Annotated in this window: 15 protein-coding genes and 1 tRNA gene; 7 read left to right on the top strand and 9 right to left on the bottom strand. The window is 38.4% G+C overall.

Annotated elements, in window-relative coordinates:
- Positions 1-227: 227 nt before the first annotated feature.
- Together EPI11_RS07385 and EPI11_RS07380 are read left to right on the top strand one after the other, a co-directional pair.
- Complete coding sequence (locus EPI11_RS07385; RefSeq protein WP_128389317.1) at positions 228-2537, top strand: Ig-like domain-containing protein; 2310 nt, start codon at positions 228-230, stop codon at positions 2535-2537.
- A 177-nt stretch (positions 2538-2714) separates the two neighbouring features.
- Positions 2715-3515: an SRPBCC family protein gene (locus EPI11_RS07380; RefSeq protein WP_128389316.1), complete on the top strand. Its 801-nt coding sequence runs from the start codon at positions 2715-2717 to the stop codon at positions 3513-3515.
- A 129-nt stretch (positions 3516-3644) separates the two neighbouring features.
- On the opposite strand, the gene EPI11_RS07375 is transcribed toward EPI11_RS07380, so the two are convergent.
- A complete protein-coding gene (locus tag EPI11_RS07375; RefSeq protein ID WP_128389315.1) occupies positions 3645-3827 on the bottom strand; it encodes a hypothetical protein in 183 nt (60 codons plus the stop codon).
- Positions 3828-3981: 154 nt separating this feature from the next.
- Between EPI11_RS07375 and EPI11_RS07370 the strand changes: the two genes are divergently transcribed.
- From EPI11_RS07370 to EPI11_RS07355, 4 genes are all read left to right on the top strand, one after another.
- Entirely contained in the window at positions 3982-5874 is a 1893-nt protein-coding gene (locus EPI11_RS07370) for a RecQ family ATP-dependent DNA helicase (protein ID WP_128389314.1), read from the top strand.
- A complete protein-coding gene (gene fmt, locus EPI11_RS07365) occupies positions 5875-6822 on the top strand; it encodes a methionyl-tRNA formyltransferase (RefSeq protein ID WP_128389313.1) in 948 nt (315 codons plus the stop codon).
- A 189-nt stretch (positions 6823-7011) separates the two neighbouring features.
- A complete protein-coding gene (locus tag EPI11_RS07360; RefSeq protein WP_128389312.1) occupies positions 7012-7290 on the top strand; it encodes an HU family DNA-binding protein in 279 nt (92 codons plus the stop codon).
- 119 nt (positions 7291-7409) lie between these two features.
- A complete protein-coding gene (locus EPI11_RS07355) occupies positions 7410-7970 on the top strand; it encodes a YqgE/AlgH family protein (RefSeq protein ID WP_128389311.1) in 561 nt (186 codons plus the stop codon).
- Here EPI11_RS07355 and EPI11_RS07350 read toward each other — a convergent pair.
- Together EPI11_RS07350 and EPI11_RS07345 are read right to left on the bottom strand one after the other, a co-directional pair.
- On the bottom strand, positions 7967-8806 hold the full coding sequence (locus EPI11_RS07350; RefSeq protein ID WP_128389310.1) for an aminotransferase class IV: 840 nt from the start codon (positions 8804-8806) through the stop codon (positions 7967-7969). The two genes, EPI11_RS07355 and EPI11_RS07350, sit on opposite strands and share 4 nt — an antisense overlap.
- Before the next feature lie 52 nt (positions 8807-8858).
- Positions 8859-9251 (bottom strand): START-like domain-containing protein, encoded by a 393-nt coding sequence (locus EPI11_RS07345; protein WP_128389309.1) that lies wholly within the window; start codon positions 9249-9251, stop codon positions 8859-8861.
- Positions 9252-9399: 148 nt separating this feature from the next.
- On the opposite strand from EPI11_RS07345, the gene EPI11_RS07340 reads away from it, so the two are divergent.
- Positions 9400-9473 (top strand) — tRNA-Met (locus EPI11_RS07340).
- A 105-nt stretch (positions 9474-9578) separates the two neighbouring features.
- Here EPI11_RS07340 and EPI11_RS07335 read toward each other — a convergent pair.
- From EPI11_RS07335 to EPI11_RS07310, 6 genes are all read right to left on the bottom strand, one after another.
- Positions 9579-11804 carry a multicopper oxidase domain-containing protein gene (locus tag EPI11_RS07335; protein WP_241657594.1) on the bottom strand — a complete coding sequence of 742 codons (2226 nt, stop codon included), beginning with the start codon at positions 11802-11804 and terminating at the stop codon, positions 9579-9581.
- A 10-nt stretch (positions 11805-11814) separates the two neighbouring features.
- The gene (locus EPI11_RS07330; protein ID WP_128389308.1) at positions 11815-14346 is read right to left on the bottom strand and encodes a heavy metal translocating P-type ATPase; all 2532 of its coding nucleotides are present in this window, start codon (positions 14344-14346) and stop codon (positions 11815-11817) included.
- 88 nt (positions 14347-14434) lie between these two features.
- Complete coding sequence (locus EPI11_RS07325) at positions 14435-15238, bottom strand: hypothetical protein (protein WP_128389307.1); 804 nt, start codon at positions 15236-15238, stop codon at positions 14435-14437.
- 11 nt (positions 15239-15249) lie between these two features.
- On the bottom strand, positions 15250-15789 hold the full coding sequence (locus EPI11_RS07320) for a heavy-metal-associated domain-containing protein (RefSeq protein WP_128389306.1): 540 nt from the start codon (positions 15787-15789) through the stop codon (positions 15250-15252).
- Positions 15790-15825: 36 nt separating this feature from the next.
- Positions 15826-16677 (bottom strand): DUF3347 domain-containing protein, encoded by an 852-nt coding sequence (locus tag EPI11_RS07315; protein ID WP_128389305.1) that lies wholly within the window; start codon positions 16675-16677, stop codon positions 15826-15828.
- 92 nt (positions 16678-16769) lie between these two features.
- Positions 16770-17156 carry an HYC_CC_PP family protein gene (locus tag EPI11_RS07310; RefSeq protein ID WP_128389304.1) on the bottom strand — a complete coding sequence of 129 codons (387 nt, stop codon included), beginning with the start codon at positions 17154-17156 and terminating at the stop codon, positions 16770-16772.
- Positions 17157-17289: the final 133 nt, after the last annotated feature.

Below are 17289 nucleotides of genomic sequence, written 5' to 3'. Positions count from 1 at the left end.
AAAAAGATGGAAAATACTAAAACCCCCCTTCTCTCCTCATCAAACTACTGATTTTATCTTAGTGTTTTTTACATCTGATTTACATAATGAAAAAAAATAATGTTAATTAAATTATCATTATTCCAAAATATCGGTCAAAAAAAGATTTTTTCTGATAAATCATTTTTATCTTATTTTTAATTAATCTAAATAAATACATTTGTCTCAGATTTTTTAAATACCATTACATGAAAAAAATATACCTTCTTTTAACAGCCTTAGCATTTGGTACTGCGCATGCACAAACACCTGCTACAGATCCTGCCCTAACAACAGGATCAACAGGAACAATATCTTTTACCTATGCTAACCAAACTGTACAATATACTACTGTTAGGGCTGCCGATGGGAATGTTTGGTCACAACAAAACCTGGGAAGCTCCCAAATAGCAACATCTGCTACAGATGCTGATGCTTTTGGGGATCTTTATCAATGGGGCCGCTGGCAGGATGGCCATCAATTACGCACTTCTGCAACATCAACTAATGCTCCCGTACCCAACAATCCATCAGGAATCACAGGAAACAGCAATTTCATTACATCAGATCCAACATGGTGGGATAATGGTGCTACAGACAACAAATGGGAAGCAGCAACTCCTGCTGATGCAAATGAATTCAATGGCTGTGATCCATGTAAAGCAATGGGTCAGGGCTGGAGACTACCTACAGAAGCAGAATGGCAGGCAGTAATGCAGAGTGAGAGCATAACCAATGTAGCATCTGCTTTTCAAAGCAACCTTAAACTTACTGTTGCCGGTGCAAGAAACTCAAGCGGTAATCTTTACAATGTAGGCGTTAGGGGCTATTATTGGAGCAACACCATTAGCGCAACAAACCCAGATTTTGCAAAATACCTGTATTACAGTAATGCTATTGTAAATGCAGGCGCAGGCGGATTCCGCGATCAGGGAACTTCAGTTAGATGTATAAAAGGTTTAGTTATAATTAAACCTGCACCAACAAGCCTTACAGTAAACGTTTATAACGGCACGCCGGCACAAATAACAACAAATGACGGTACTATACAATTAGTTGCACATGTATTACCGGTGGCTGCAGAGCAAACAGTAACGTGGAGCAGAATTGCAGGAGCAGAATTTGCATCGGTCAATGCATCAGGTGTAGTATTTGCTCTTGATAATGGAACAGTAACTGTACAGGCAGTAAGCACTGAAGATGCCACAATACTGGGCACTATTAATGTTGTAATTACAAATCAGGTAATTGCTCCCGAAAGTCTAACTATAACAGTACATGATAATGCTGCTGCACAAATAAATACAAACAATGGTACACTGCAATTAAATGCTGCTATCCTTCCGGCAGAAGCAGATCAATCATTAACATGGTTTATCGTTACAGGTTCAGAATTTGCAACAGTTGATACAAATGGACTGGTAACAGCGACAGCAAACGGAACAGTAACCGTAAAAGCCGTGAGTACAGCAAGACCTTCTATAGTACACACAATAGACATTACAATAACAAACCAAACCATCCAGCCAACAAGCCTTGATGTAACAGTTCCGGAGAATGCATCTCCACGAATTAACACTGTGGGCGGCACATTACAATTAATAGCAAATGTACTGCCTGCCGATGCAGGTCAGGATGTAACCTGGAGCATTATTGAAGGTGGTGCACTTGCTACTATTGACGAAAACGGGGTTGTAACAGCATCTGTTAACGGCAGTATTACTGTACAGGCAGTAAGCACAATTGATACTACTGTAGTTGACACCATAACTATTCTTATCATAAACCAGGACATGCTTTCTTCAGCTCCTTACTGCCAGGCAAGTGTAGAGTGGGATGTTGAACCGATTACAAGAGTACAGTTTGCAGGTATAGATAACACCTCTCCAGAAACGATTAATACAACGCCTGCCTACGAACGCTTTATAAACATTACAGGAAATGTAATTTTAAACCAAACTTACACGCTTAACGTAGAAGGTAACACTGCGGGTAGCTTTATACATGACATACGTGTATTTATAGACTGGAACCAAAACCATGTTTATGATATGGATACCGAATATTATACAACATCATTGCAAAGCTCTACAGGTATAGATGGTATTAAAGCTACTTTGGATATAACGGTTCCCCCAACAGCGCTAACAGGTACAACCAGAATGAGAATCACTAAAGACCAGTGGAATGTATATGAAGAAGGAGAATTTGATGCCTGTACAAGTGCCTATTATGGTCAGGTCGAAGAGTACTCACTTAAAGTTAATGCACCAGTAGCAGGAATAGATGAGATAAACAAAACAGACTTTACCCTGTACCCAAACCCAACAACTGATATTGTAACCATTCAGGCAGTTAATGAAATAAAAAGCATAGAAGCTTATAATCTTACCGGACAGCTTATCGCAGCCGGCACTACAAACAAAATAAGTTTAGGTAAAGCAGCAACGGGTGTTTATATCCTGAAAGTAAGCTTTACTGATGGCAGTACTGCCAATCAAAAAATTATAAAAAGATAGTTAGTAGTAGTTAGTTTTTGTTTTATTCCAATTTTTTTTGACCACTGTTCGAGAGAATGGTGGCTTTTTTTATGTGGTTTTATAACATCCTTAAGAATACTTTACCATATAATTACCACATTACGAGGGTTATAATGGGTAATTTTAGCTATAACAGTAACATTAAACAACCTCATTATGGAAGCTAGCAAAAATCTCACGGCAAACAGCCCAAAACGAAACTTCTCGAAGTATGATGTATCAGGTACAGATCCAAACCGCTATGCATCCGTTTCCAATCTTCAAGAAGCAGATAGTTACCTACATAAAGGTAAAAAAAGTATTGTTCCAGGACTTAGGGTCAATGTAGGGAAAACAGAACGTTTACTAATGATCGCAGCAGGTACTTACCTTTTATACCGTGCGCTTAAAAAGAAAGACGACAAAAAAATAATGGAAGGTATTACAGCAGGCACAATGCTTTTAAGAGGTATTACAGGCTACTGCCCTGCTTATGATATTATGGATAATACTAAAGCTCTTAAAGGAAAAAATGTATCCATTACAACATCATTATCTATAGATAAGCCTGTAAGCGAAGTATATAATGCGTGGCGACAGCTTGAAAACCTGCCGTTGTTCATGAAACATCTAAAAAGTGTAAATGTACTGGACACTGCAACTTCCGAATGGGCCGCCAGGATTCCCGGTGGGATAGGTACCATCAACTGGAAGGCAGAAATATTAATGGATAAGCCAAACGAACTGCTTAGCTGGCATTCGCTGCCAAATTCAAACATCGATAATGCTGGTAAAGTAAGATTTACAGACAATGGTACTACTACTGATATTGAAGTTACACTTTCCTATCATGCACCAATGGGTAAAGCCGGAGAACTTACTGCTAAATTGTTCACACCAATATTTAGAAACATGCTCCAAAAAGATATTGAAGGATTTAAAGAGTATATTGAGAGCGGCACAGTTGCCGCATCATAAAAAAAACAGATTTTTTTGTTTTAACTGGCGCAGGAGACTGCGCCTTTTCATTCTGATATTTTTTTTAAAAAAATCATAAAAAAAAGACGCGGATTCTACCGCGTCTTTTAATCTAATAACTTAAAATCCTTAATTAAAAATTCCGTAAATTCCTGCTCCTGCAATAAGCACGATAGCAAAAGTTACTATAATTTCTATATTTCTGATAATTGTATTTTTTTTAGCAATTGAAAAATGTTCGGGAAATCTTTTTTTTCCAACAGTTACATATTCAACATTTTCAAATTTTGTGTCACGTGGCGTATTTTTCATAGTGTATTCATTTATCATTAATGTCATTCCCTGTAAATATATACAACGAATCTCCTAAAAGAAAGTCGTTTAACAAAGTCTTATGTTATTTACATCCCTATAAGCCATGAATACCCAAATTCTTAGTAACTTCGTGCATCCTTTCTAAACAACTATGCAGCAGGCGCTCGATATCCTCAAAAAATACTGGCATCATGATACCTTTAGGGAACCGCAGGATAAAATTATCCAAACGGTACTTGAAGGTAAAGATACCTTTACACTAATGCCAACTGGCGGAGGAAAATCGGTATGTTTTCAGATCCCGTCCATGATGAAAGACGGCATCTGCCTTGTAATTTCACCTTTAGTAGCTTTAATGAAAGATCAGGTAGCCAACCTGGCAAAACGAGACATAAAAGCTATTGCACTTACTGGAGGTATATCCACTTCAGAATTAAGTGATCTACTGGACAATTGCCGTTTTGGTAATTATAAATTTCTATACCTTTCTCCGGAGAGATTACAATCCGACTGGATCATAGAACGGATTAAGGAACTGCCTATAAATCTTGTTGCTGTAGATGAGGCTCACTGTGTATCACAATGGGGACATGATTTTCGTCCGGCCTATCTTAAAATTTCTGCCTTAAAAAAGCACCTGCCCCACGTACCATTCTTAGCACTAACCGCTTCAGCTACGCAAAGAGTACAAGAGGATATCATTACACAGCTGGGACTGAAAGATCCGGTAGTATTTAAAAAATCATTTGCTCGGGAGAACATTGCCTATATGGTTTTTGAAACCGAAGACAAACTGCGCCGTATACAGCAAATCCTGACTAAAAACCCGGAACCATCTATTATATATGTACGCAACCGTAAATCCTGCCACGATATAGCCCATCAGTTACAGTCGCTAGGTTATACCGCTACGTTTTACCACGGTGGTCTCAAAGAGAAAGAAAAGGAAGCCAATATGCAGGCATGGCTGAAAGAAAAAGCACAGGTTATTGTAGCGACCAATGCCTTTGGAATGGGTATAGATAAACCCAACGTTAGAACTGTTATACACATACAGCTCCCTGAAAATCTTGAAAACTATTACCAGGAAGCAGGACGCTCAGGTCGTGACGGGAAAAAATCATTTGCTGTGCTTTTAGTCAGTCCATCTGACGTTGATATAGCAAAAAGTCAATTTATAGAAGTACTGCCCGATAAAAAATTCCTTAAAGAAGTTTACCTCAGACTAAACAGCTATCTCCAAATTGCCTATGGCGAGGGTATCGATGAAACTTTCCCTTTTAACTTTAATGAATTTTGCCAGCGCTACAAGCTTCCGGTTATAAAAACATATAATGCACTTCAGTTTCTGGACAGACAGGGAATAATGACCCTTTCTCAGGAATTTACAGAAAAGATTGCGCTTCAATTCATTATTCCAAGCAAGGAAGTAATGCGCTACATAAGCCTCAATCCTGCCGATGAAGAAACGATCCTGGTTATTTTACGAAATTATTCCGGTATCTTTGATATGGAAACATCGCTAAATACAAGCCTTGTCACAAAAAAAGCTAAGATAACAGAACAGGAATTACTCAACTTATTGCAGCGTTTACAGCATAAAGGAGTAATCACCTACCGCAGTTCCGGTAACGACAGTAGTATTACTTTTAACGAAGTACGCGAAGATAATCATACCATTAACCGTATCTCTAAATTTTTAGAGAATCAGAATGAGATCAAAACAAGGCAATTTGAGTCGGTTGTAAATTATACATCCAATACTACAAGATGCAAAAGCCGACTCATACTAGATTACTTTGATGAAAAGGAAAATTCAGATTGCGGCATATGCTCGTATTGCATCACAAAAAATAAAACGATAAAAAGCCCGCTTGAAATAGCTAATGCTATATTGGATTTACTAAAAATCAGCTCTTTAGACTCAAAGGAGCTGGAACAAAAACTGGAGTTAACAGCGCAGGAAATAGTATTTTCACTGCAGTTACTGCTGGAACATAACAAAATAAGAATAAACACTAATAATAAATATACGCTGAAGTAAATGGAACGCTTACGAATTGTTTTTATGGGAACCCCGGAGTTTGCCGTGGGCATACTCGATACTATATACCAACATAATTATGATATTGTAGGGGTTATCACCGCTGCAGATAAACCGGCCGGCCGCGGTCAAAAAGTAAAGTATTCGGCTGTAAAAGAATACGCCCTTGAAAAAGGCCTTAATTTACTACAGCCTACCAACCTAAAAGACGAAGCATTTCTTGAGGAATTAAAGAGCCTTGAAGCTAACCTACAGGTTGTTGTAGCTTTTAGAATGCTTCCTGAAGCCGTATGGAAAATGCCAAAACTGGGCACCTTTAACCTACATGCTTCTTTACTGCCACAATACAGAGGGGCTGCGCCTATAAACTGGGCAGTTATTAATGGAGAGACAACTACCGGTGTTACAACTTTCTTTATAGACGACAAAATAGATACAGGCGCCATGATATTAAAGCAGGCATTAGAAATAGGCCCTGATGAAAATGCAGGTGAATTACACGACCGCTTGATGGATCTTGGTAAAGATGCTGTAGTTAAAACGCTTACACTTATCGAAAATGGAAATGCCGAAACTACAATACAGCCAACAGATGATGATGTTAAAACAGCCTATAAACTTAACCGTGAGAATTGTAAAATTGACTGGACAAAACCAGGAAAAGATATCCACAACCTTGTACGCGGACTCAGTCCTTACCCTGCTGCCTGGTGTTTTTTTCAGGATAATGCTCAGGAATGGAATATAAAAATATACGAAACCTCTTTTATAGAAGAAAAGCACGATAAAATCGTTGGCAGCATTATAGCCGATAAAAAAGAAATAAATGTGGCAGTTAAAGATGGTTTTATAAAAATTAGCAGTCTTCAATTTCCGGGTAAGAAAAAAATGACAAGCCGCGAACTTCTAAATGGAATGAACTTTTCTGAGGGGGCAATGGCCGTATAACCCCCACAAACACTGATAGTTTCAAAAAATCCAATAAAACAAGTACCATTGTTAACATTGAGTCAAAAGTTATCAACAATTGAGGGTAAAATTACATAAAACGCTTGCGTAGTTTGGATTTCCTATTAAATTTGTAGGACAGGAAGTGTGAATACCAAAATTTTAACCAAACAATTAATAACAATTATTATGAACAAATCAGAATTAATCGACGCAATGGCTGCTGACGCAGGTATTTCTAAAGGTGCAGCAAAAAAAGCATTAGAATCTTTTGTAAGCAATGTTAGCGGAGCTCTTAACAAAGGTGGAAGAGTATCATTAGTTGGATTCGGATCATGGTCTGTATCTAACAGAGCTGCAAGAGAAGGAAGAAACCCTCAAACAGGAAAATCAATAAGCATTGCTGCTAAAAATGTAGTGAAATTCAAACCGGGAGCTGAGCTTGACGGAACTGTAAACGCTAAGTAATTCTTTTACAGAAAAATATAGAAGCCTCTCAATTTTTGAGAGGCTTTTTTTTTAAAAGTTTGTGAATTTTTTTGGAGGTCTGTTTTTTTTAATTTAAATTTATTACAAATTGTAAGAAGATGATTTCACTAAAACCAAAAAAAGGACACCTGCTAATTGCAGAACCTTCCACCATTGGGGATCTTTCTTTCAACAGATCGGTAGTACTACTGGCCGACCATAACGATGAGGGCTCTGTCGGATTTATCCTAAACAAACCTCTGGGCTATAGCATTCACGACCTCATCCCTGAGATACGCGGAAATTTTAAAATCTACAACGGAGGCCCTGTAGAGCAGGATAACCTCTATTTTATCCACAACATTCCGGAACTTATTCCGGAAAGTATAGAAATATCTAACGGCATTTATTGGGGAGGCGACTTTGAGTCGACCAAAGAACTAATAAACAAGGGGTTGATAAAAAAGAATAATATTCGTTTCTTTCTTGGATATACAGGATGGGATGCCCACCAGCTTGAAGATGAGCTTGAAGAAAATTCCTGGATCGTATCTGAAAACAGCTATAACAACAAGATTATAGGCAAATCCAGCACTTCATTCTGGAAAGAAAAAATTATGGAATTAGGCGGCGATTACCTTATTTGGTCTAATGCTCCTGAGAATCCTACCTTAAATTAACTAAATCGTATTTTGGCATTAAGTCGCTTTAAAAGATCTGATGCCATGATACTAACAAATTCTTTTTTACGGTATTTTGTTATCGGCTGAATACCTTTTATAACATTTGTAATGAATAATTCATCTGCTTTTTGCAGATCAAATGGCGATATAGATGCTTCCACTACTTCCAATCCTTCAACTTTTTGAGCTAAAGCCAGTACCTGCCTGCGCATAACACCATTAAGACAGCCATCTGAAACAGGCGGAGTAACTAATCTATTGCCTGTAAGCATAAATAGATTCCCCTGCAGTGCTTCAATTACATTTTTCTCATCATTAACCAGCAAACAGTTTTGAAGGCCGTTCTCGTGCGCAAAAACACTTCCTGTGATCTGAACCATTTTGTTAGTACTCTTAAGCGTAGATAATAATTGCTTAGTTACATAGAAATCTTTGAATAGATCAACTTCATAAGCACCTTCTGTAAACGAATATAAAGGTTCCTCAAGCGCAGAAGAAGTTACAATAAACTCAACATCGTTGTTTGTTGGGAGGTAATAGCCACCTGATTTTCTAAACACAGATATTCTTGCTCTGTAAGACGGAGCTGCAGCTAAAGTGTCTGTAAGCAGCAATACCTGTTCTTCCATATACTCCATGGTGAAATTCATAGGGATCTCCATCCTTACAATGCGCAGGGATGCCATTAACCTAAAGTAATGATCTTCAAGAAAAAGAACTTTACCATCTAACACTCTAAGCGTTTCAAAAATAGCATCGCCATAAAGAAAACCCCTGTTTTCGTGTATGGATATATTGGATTCGGTTACGAGAGTACCGTTATAATTAATCATAAAAAAAGCCCTGAATATTCAGGGCAAATATAGTTTTAAATACAAAGAATTCCTAAACTGAGCCTAAAACATGCTTTAGGTCTGACACCTGGTTTTCCCAAAGCTGTTTGGATTCCTGTAAATCATCTTCTTCTGCAAAGTCTACCACCATAAGCGAAACATCTTTTGTTATCTCGTCTACAAGTATACGAAGCTCAAAATAGTACTCACCATCATTATTATCGTCATCAACCCAACGGAATTTTACTTTTTCTCCGGTTTTTTTAGACGACATTCTTGCTTTTTCTTCAGAATCATCCCAAATGAAAGTAAAAAACTCACCTCTCGAATTTACATTATCTGCAAACCATTCTGAAAGACCCGATGGTGTAGATATATATTGATATAAAAGCTGTGGTGAAGAAGTTATAGGAAACTCCAGTTCATATTTTATTTTTTCGTCCATTGGTGTCTAAATTTTGCGAAATATAGAATATTTAACACGGATAAAAAAGCCTTTTGAAAAATAATTTTTTTTCTAAAATTTTATTTGGAGAGTACAAAATAAGTTCTATATTTGCACCCGCATTGAAGGACATAAATCAAGCAAAAATGGCGAGGTAGCTCAGTCGGTTAGAGCGCAGGATTCATAACCCTGAGGTCACGGGTTCAACTCCCGTCTTCGCTACGAAAATGGTAAAAAGCTGTAAGTAATTAACTTACAGCTTTTTTGTTTTTATAGCAAATTAAAAACAGTAATATTCAGCTCAAAAAGTCAAATATATTACCAATCTTAATATGTAAGCACCAAACCACCGCCTAATCCCATATCACTATCGTAGTGGGCAGAAAGTGACCAATATTTGGTTAAAATGTATCGGCTGCCGGCACTGTATTCAAAATCCGTGTTCCAGGAAGCCCATAATCGTAGTCGTGATGTTAACGGAATATCGTCTCTTTTAAATTGTAAGCGGGTTTTACCTTCATGATCCACCCTTAGATCGGTTTCTACAAACCAGGGCAGCATATATATCAATCCTACGCAGGCAACTGCTCTTTTAGCCTGTGTACTTGCCTGACCAAAAAGGTTTTTCTCTGATTCTTCTGAGCTATGGTACCTAAAATCCCATCCCGCATAGGCAGCAAAGAATTGTTTTTTATCTAAATAACGCCCTATATGCGCTTCGGTTTCATAACCTGAACTATCATTGAATCCCAATCGCCATTCTACTTCAGCAAAATTCTTGGTATTTTCAAGTCGGATCTCTCCATCACTACCGTTACTTTCTAAACCAATTTCAGCAGACAGGTAATATCTCTTATCGTCGTTATATACCACTTTTAATGCTTTTTCAGGATCAGGGATCTGTGGATTGGGTGGCGAATCTTCATAAGTAAAGATCCTACCCATCCCCGACATCATGTGGTATAGTATATGGCAATGAAAAAACCAGTCACCATATTCTTCAGAGGCATTAAACTCTATAATATCGGTTTCCATCGGCATTACATCGATCACATTCTTTAGAGGTGAATATTCTCCGTGCTCATTAATAACCCTAAAATAATGCCCATGCAGGTGCATAGGGTGGCGCATCATCGAATTATTGGTAATAATGATACGAATGTTCTCCCCTTTTTTGATTAATATTTTATCAACTTCAGAAACCGCCTTATCATTGATCGTCCATACGTAACGATTCATGTTCCCGGTCAGTTCGAATTTCAGCGTCCTGAAAGGCACATCAGGCAATGTTGTTTTTTTAGGCGCTTTCAGCATCGAATAATTAAGAGTCACAATACCAGTATCAGATTTTCCATGACCGCTATGCTCACTATGTTTCATATCCATTATTTCTTTAGCAGCTCCCGCTTTGCCTGTTATCTCGGGATACATAACCGTATTCATATCCATCTTTTGAAGGCTCATGTTCATACCCATATCTTTCATATTACCGCCAAGGGTCATCATGTCGTTCATCATCTTCATACCTTCAAAATACTTGAGCTTTGGTAACGGCTGTTTTAATTGCCTGACACCTTGCCCTAACCATAAAGAAGCATGTCCTATCCTGTCTTCAGAAGTTGCTATAAACTCAAATGCCTTGTTATCATCAGGAATGGTTACAACAACATCATATACTTCTGATGTACCAACGATAAGCCGATCTACCTCCACAGGTACTACATCTTCGCCATCGCTGCCAACCACACTTATTTTTCCGCCGGAATAGGTCAGCCAAAAATAAGTAGAGGCACTCCCGTTAATAACCCGAAGCCTTACTTTATCGCCTGCCTTAAATTGCGACGCTTCATCATCAACCTTACCATTTATAAAGAAACGTTCATAGTATACATCACTCACATCCATAGCATGCATGCGCTTCCATTCGTTTTTAAATTTCGTCCCTAAATACCCTTCCTTAGCTGCTTCCAGATAATTTTGGGTTGCTCCTTTTTTAATAGCATACCAATCGGTTGCTTTGTGAAGAGAACGTTCTATCTCATGAGGGTTCTCGTCAGACCAGTCGCTTATCAATACTGTATACTCAGGCAGTTTTGGTTCGCCTTTCTTATGAATTATAAAAGCACCATACATCCCAACCTGTTCCTGTAACATAGTATGTGAATGGTACCAATAGGTTCCGCTTTGCTTAATAGGGAACGTATACGTATGGGTAGACATACCTTTTATGGGTGCTGTTGTAAGATATGGCACTCCATCCTGTTCGTTTGGAAGTATAAGTCCATGCCAATGGATCGAAGTTTCATGGTGCATTTTGTTGTGTACCCGTATCACTGCGATATCGCCCTCGGTAAAATCCAGTTGCGGCCCGGGTATTTTTCCGTTAATGGCAATCGCTTTTACCTGTTTACCCGTATAATTAACTATTGTATCGTTTATATACAGATCATATTCCTTAGTATTTTGAGCTATAACCACTATTGATCCTAAAAAGAAGGACAAGATTGTTATAAACAGCTTCATCCTTATCATATTTTTATATTCTTTTGTCATGTAATTTTTCTTATTGAAGCTTTAAACTCCTGATACGTAATGAATTTACGATCACGGATACCGAACTAAGGCTCATTGCAGCAGCAGCTATCATCGGTGATAATAATATCCCAAAAGCAGGATACAGTACTCCTGCAGCAACCGGAATACCGATCACATTATAAACAAACGCCAGGAATAAATTCTGCCTGATGTTTTTCATTACGCCATGGCTCAGCTCCTTTGCTTTTACAATGCCTTGCAGGTCGCCTTTTAGCAATGTGATCTCAGCACTTTCAATAGCTACATCGGTACCTGTACCCATAGCGATACCAATATCCGATTGTGCCAATGCAGGCGCATCATTTATTCCGTCTCCGGCCATTGCTACGATTTTACCTTCTGCCTGAAGTTTCTCGATCACTTTCAGTTTATCCTCTGGCATACATTCCGCCTGAAAATGCTTTAAACCCAAACTATCGGCTACAGCTTTTGCTGTATTTTTATTATCTCCGGTAAGCATGATCACATCAATACCCTGCTCCATTAAAGTGCGAATTGCCTTTTGGCTTGTCTCTTTAATCGCATCGGTAATGGTTACATACCCCTCTACACTGTTCCCTATACTGATATAAGAAACTGTTTTACCCAGAGATTGCTCATGTACAACTTTTTCTAAGGCTTCCGCCGAAACAACAGCACCAAACTGTTCCATTAATCCTTTGTTACCTATCGCGATCTGTTTCCCGGAAAGCGTACCTATAACTCCTTTACCAGTTACCGAATCAAAATCCTGTACCGGAGTTGGAACTACACCATTAATCTCAGCAAACTTCATGATCGCTTCTCCTAACGGATGCTCACTATACTGGTTGAGTGATGCTATAACTCTGATCAACTCTTTATCGTTAATACCATTAAAGGATACTATTTTTTCTACCGAGGGTTTTCCTTCTGTAATCGTTCCTGTCTTATCAGTTATCAATACATTGATCTTATCCATTTTCTCAATGGCTTCGGCATTTTTAATGAGAACGCCATTTTGTGCTCCTTTACCTACTCCTACCATGATGGACATTGGTGTAGCCAATCCTAAAGCACACGGACAGGCAATGATTAAAACAGCCAGCGCATTTACAAAACCAAAAACATAAGCAGGCTCCGGCCCGAATATTGCCCATATAATAAAGGTTATTACAGCAACACCGATTACAATAGGAACGAAGTATTTTGATATTTCATCAGCCAGTTTCTGAATCGGTGCTTTAGAGCGGCTGGCATTGTTTACCATCTGAATGATCTGAGATAAAAGCGTTTCCTCTCCTACTCTTTCAGCTACCATCAGAAATGATTTTGTTCCGTTTATAGTTCCGGAACTGACCTTATCTCCTTCGTTCTTAGTGACAGGTATTGGTTCGCCTGTTATCATAGATTCGTCTATACTGCTGCTGCCTTCGGTTATAGTCCCGTCTACCGGAATTTTTTCTCCCGGTTTTACACGCAGTATATCGCCTTTAACAATATCATTTATTGCAATTACTTTATCCTTACCGTCAGCAACAAGCGTTGCTTCTGTTGGGGATAATTTCAGTAATTCTTTTATCGCTCCACTTGTTTGGCTGTGTGCCCTTGCTTCCAATAACTGTCCTAACAAAACCAGGGTTAGTATAACTGTAACTGCTTCGAAGTAAAGAAATACCGTGCCGTTATGACTTTTGAACTGATCCGGAAAAACCGACGGAAACAATAAAGCAACAATGCTAAAAACAAAAGCTGCCGATGCACCTAATCCTATTAAACTGAACATGTTTAAACGGAAAGTTGTGAATGAGACCCATGCTCTCTGGAAGAACATCCATGTAGCATAAAACACTACCGGAAGTGAAAACACCAGTTGCAGCCAGTTGGAAACATGGTGTGAAATAATCTTGCCGATTGGATTCCCCGGAATCATCTCACCCATTGCCAGTATAAAAATTGGGAGTGTAAAGGCTACTGCTATTTTGAATTTAAATAACAGATCGGTATACGTTTTATCCACCTCGTCATCGGGTTCCATAGGAACGAGATCCATCCCACAAATCGGGCAGGATCCCGCCTCATCTTTTACAATCTCCGGATGCATTGGGCAGGTGTATTGCTTTTTCTTTGGCGTCAACTCATGCATTTTCTCTAAGTTCATTCCACAAACCGGGCAGTTACCAGGTTTGTCATAGATCTTATCTCCCTCGCAGTGCATAGGGCAATAATATTTTCCGCCACCACCTGATACCATCGTTTTCTTATGATCATGGATATGCTCCGTATGATTACTGTGAACCATCACTTTTTGATCTACAGCAGGGATATGGGCATGGTCGCCCATTTGTATTTTATAATTCCCAATCGCAGTCAACACTTCCTGTAACTTTTCTGTTGGGATATGCTCTTTCATTGTAATCACTGCTACCGGAGGATGTAACGAAACCGAAGCTTCTATCCCCTCAACAGCATTTAATGCTTTTTCAACTTTAGTGCGGCATCCATCGCAGCTCATTCCTGTAATGCTATAGGTATGTTTCATAATGATCGGGTTTATTTTACTCAAAGTTCCTTATTAATACATCATCATCTATTATAGAATTTTGGATTAATCTTGTGTCTTTTTTGGATTAAAACACATTATAAAAATTATACTCCAGTCTGAAAACAAAACCATTGGGTGCCGATCTTTCCATTGTGCTGTAAATCTGATGGCGATAGCCTATATCCAACCTTGCCCTGCTAAAAAAGATAAACTGTACTGATGGAGCTATGTCTAAATAAGACCTCCCATTTTCATTGAGCCGTTGCCCTAAAAACTCGAGCATCAGGTTAAAATTTGTCTGGTTGTATCCTGTATACTTTTTAGGCAGCATTAGCTTTCCTGCCGAAAAACTATAGTTCATCGCGTTATTCGCATGATCAGCCGGAAACGCATAACTCCCATTATCCAATGCCTGTTCAAAACTGATCGATGAACTTAATGCCACCTTATGCAATAATTGGGTTGCAATTATACCTGCTTCAAACCCAGAATTATGCCCTACGGTCTCAATTTCTTCCTGATGGATATCAGCATTGTTATAACTTGCCCTACCGTAAGCTGCCATCCTAAAGTGTTTCTTAACCTCATCATTATTTAGGAACTTGTATTGGGCATATACTGCGCCGCCTTCACCCACCAGGCTGCTGTTTCGGTTACTTATAAAGGCCTGAGCCTGCACCATCAGTTTACTGCTTATACCATAGCGAACTTCGGGCATTAGGTGAAAATTGGTTCCGCCTCCTTCACTTTCTCTCATTACTGATGACATTACCCGGGCACCAAGCGAATTGCCTGGCATATTACTGGCAGGCTCTGTAAAAACAAATAACTCTTGTGCGTGCGAGCTTACTGCTGCCAAAAGGAGCAGGATTATACTAAGTCTCTTCATGTATCCCGTTTTTATATTGTTACGTGATACATGCGGTCATTACCCATACCGGAAGAGCAGCAAGCCTGCTTTGTTCCGGTTGTGTAACATGCCATTTTTGTCTGACCTTTAAATTTTTTAAACTCTTTAGAAGTTACAAAATTTTTGTCTATCAGAGTTAGGTCTACATCACCATTCAATGCTTTTTCCTTTACATTGATAAAATGATAAGTCTTTCCATTAATAGCAACATGGGTATCTTCTTTCACTTTTATAGCACCTACATTAATTGTAAATACTAATTTGGATACCGAAAATCCTGCTTTAGAAACTGCTTTCTGCAAAGCATCAAGGTCTACTTCCTGTCCGTCTTTAAAAGTGATATTAAACGTAGAAGTTTCTACATCACTTTCTATCGTTCCAACAAAAGGAACGGCTTTAAGTGATTTTAAAACCGAATTACTGCACATACTGCAGGTTAGGCCGCTTGCCTGAAGGCTGGCTTTTTTTATCTGGGCCGATGCCATAAATGGAAGTAAGGCAACAGCTATAATTAAAATGATACTTTTCATTGTTTATGATCTGATTAGGTTGGTAAAATAAGATGGTTACTTCAAAGTTTCAACAGTACTCCCGCAGGTAAGCATTGCGCTGCCGTAATATGGGTTTTTAATGTCTTTGTCTTTACTTAACCAGTTAGCCCCTTTCCCATCATTAAACATTGGGCATTTTTGGTAATATACTGCCTCATTTGTTTTGAACGTTTTTAAAACCTGGTATATATTAGCCGATAAAGTTGTAAAATGTTCTCTTTGGTGTTTTACATCTTTAGTATCTGCAATATGTTCGGCATCTTCTTTAACCGCCGGTAAAACTTTCATCCATATCGTGTGCTGCTCTTTAGTCATTTTATCCATCGGAACTGCTGCAATAGCTTTTGTCAATTCAACTGCTGCTGTAGCAACTGCTGTACCGTTCGATTTTACCAAAGCATCTTTAACCGCAAAATAAGAAGCAATAACCTTATCCATTAAACCACCTTGTACATCTTTCGTTTCGGAAACAGCCATATCATGCCCCTTGTGTGCATCGTGACTTTCTGCTTTAGCTGTATTTTTAACAGGTCTGTCGTACTGGCAGCATCCGTGAAGTGCATCATACGCTTCATCAGGAGCTCTGAATTTATCGCTGTCATAACCCGCATAGGCTACTTTTTTAAGGATGGCATCAGGATTCGTTTTTGCAGAATCATAGGTCATGGTCAGCATATTGCTGTCAATATCCCAATCTGCTTTTACAACGCCTTTTTCATTGGCTGCTTTTTCAATGGTCTTTTTGCACATTCCGCAGTTACCATATACTTTAACGGTCTCTTTTTTAGCATTTTTTATTTGACCTTCGCATCCTGTTACAACAAATAACAGGCTTAACATCAGCAGTATATTTTTTATAGTTTTCATTTTGAAATTGAATTTAATTAATCTGAATTGAGTGAATACACAAATGATCCGTATACAAAGAATGTATCGGATGTACTTAATCAACTAAAAAATCAAATTCTGAAAACCCTGTTGAGCAGATATATTGGCTGCTCGTAGAGATTAGGCGGGTGAAATAGATCGTAATCTACTCTGTCTATACTTTTAATTGTATAAGGCGCCTGAAAAGTTACAGGTACTGAAGGCAGAGCAACTATTGGATTAGAGAATTTCAGGGTTTGAAATTCTGTTTTTTGCTGTTTGTCAATTTTAATGGTTACCTGTTTGTCATCACAACAACCTTTACCCATTTTTTTGCTGCCACAAAAGCATTTTTGCTTTTCGACACTATAGTGGGAAACAGACGACAACTCACCGCCACAAAAATGCGCAGATACATGAACCCCAACAGCCGGGATTAAGTACATAACCATTAATATAACAGCAAACAGCTTTTTCATCTTTTAATGAAGTATTGTACAAAAGTATTCAAAAAACGTATTGGTAACGCACAACAACTTGTTAATACATAAATTTTTAATCCATTTATACGATTTATCGCAATAAATAAAGACTGTTCCCTCTCTCAAAAAA

Origin of the sequence: Flavobacterium cerinum (assembly GCF_004028155.1) — a bacterium.
GTDB lineage: Bacteria > Bacteroidota > Bacteroidia > Flavobacteriales > Flavobacteriaceae > Flavobacterium > Flavobacterium cerinum.
Note: the sequence above shows the minus strand (reverse complement) of the source record. Positions and strands in the feature narration are given on the sequence as shown.

Bases quoted from the DNA above. Each gene is read 5' to 3' on its own strand.
- EPI11_RS07385 (WP_128389317.1), top strand. From the start codon at position 228: ATGAAAAAAATATACCTTCTTTTAACAGCCTTAGCATTTGGTACTGCG.
- EPI11_RS07380 (WP_128389316.1), top strand. From the start codon at position 2,715: ATGGAAGCTAGCAAAAATCTCACGGCAAACAGCCCAAAACGAAACTTC.
- EPI11_RS07375 (WP_128389315.1), bottom strand. From the start codon at position 3,827: ATGAAAAATACGCCACGTGACACAAAATTTGAAAATGTTGAATATGTA.
- EPI11_RS07370 (WP_128389314.1), top strand. From the start codon at position 3,982: ATGCAGCAGGCGCTCGATATCCTCAAAAAATACTGGCATCATGATACC.
- fmt (WP_128389313.1), top strand. From the start codon at position 5,875: ATGGAACGCTTACGAATTGTTTTTATGGGAACCCCGGAGTTTGCCGTG.
- EPI11_RS07360 (WP_128389312.1), top strand. From the start codon at position 7,012: ATGAACAAATCAGAATTAATCGACGCAATGGCTGCTGACGCAGGTATT.
- EPI11_RS07355 (WP_128389311.1), top strand. From the start codon at position 7,410: ATGATTTCACTAAAACCAAAAAAAGGACACCTGCTAATTGCAGAACCT.
- EPI11_RS07350 (WP_128389310.1), bottom strand. From the start codon at position 8,806: ATGATTAATTATAACGGTACTCTCGTAACCGAATCCAATATATCCATA.
- EPI11_RS07345 (WP_128389309.1), bottom strand. From the start codon at position 9,251: ATGGACGAAAAAATAAAATATGAACTGGAGTTTCCTATAACTTCTTCA.
- EPI11_RS07335 (WP_241657594.1), bottom strand. From the start codon at position 11,804: ATGACAAAAGAATATAAAAATATGATAAGGATGAAGCTGTTTATAACA.
- EPI11_RS07330 (WP_128389308.1), bottom strand. From the start codon at position 14,346: ATGAAACATACCTATAGCATTACAGGAATGAGCTGCGATGGATGCCGC.
- EPI11_RS07325 (WP_128389307.1), bottom strand. From the start codon at position 15,238: ATGAAGAGACTTAGTATAATCCTGCTCCTTTTGGCAGCAGTAAGCTCG.
- EPI11_RS07320 (WP_128389306.1), bottom strand. From the start codon at position 15,789: ATGAAAAGTATCATTTTAATTATAGCTGTTGCCTTACTTCCATTTATG.
- EPI11_RS07315 (WP_128389305.1), bottom strand. From the start codon at position 16,677: ATGAAAACTATAAAAAATATACTGCTGATGTTAAGCCTGTTATTTGTT.
- EPI11_RS07310 (WP_128389304.1), bottom strand. From the start codon at position 17,156: ATGAAAAAGCTGTTTGCTGTTATATTAATGGTTATGTACTTAATCCCG.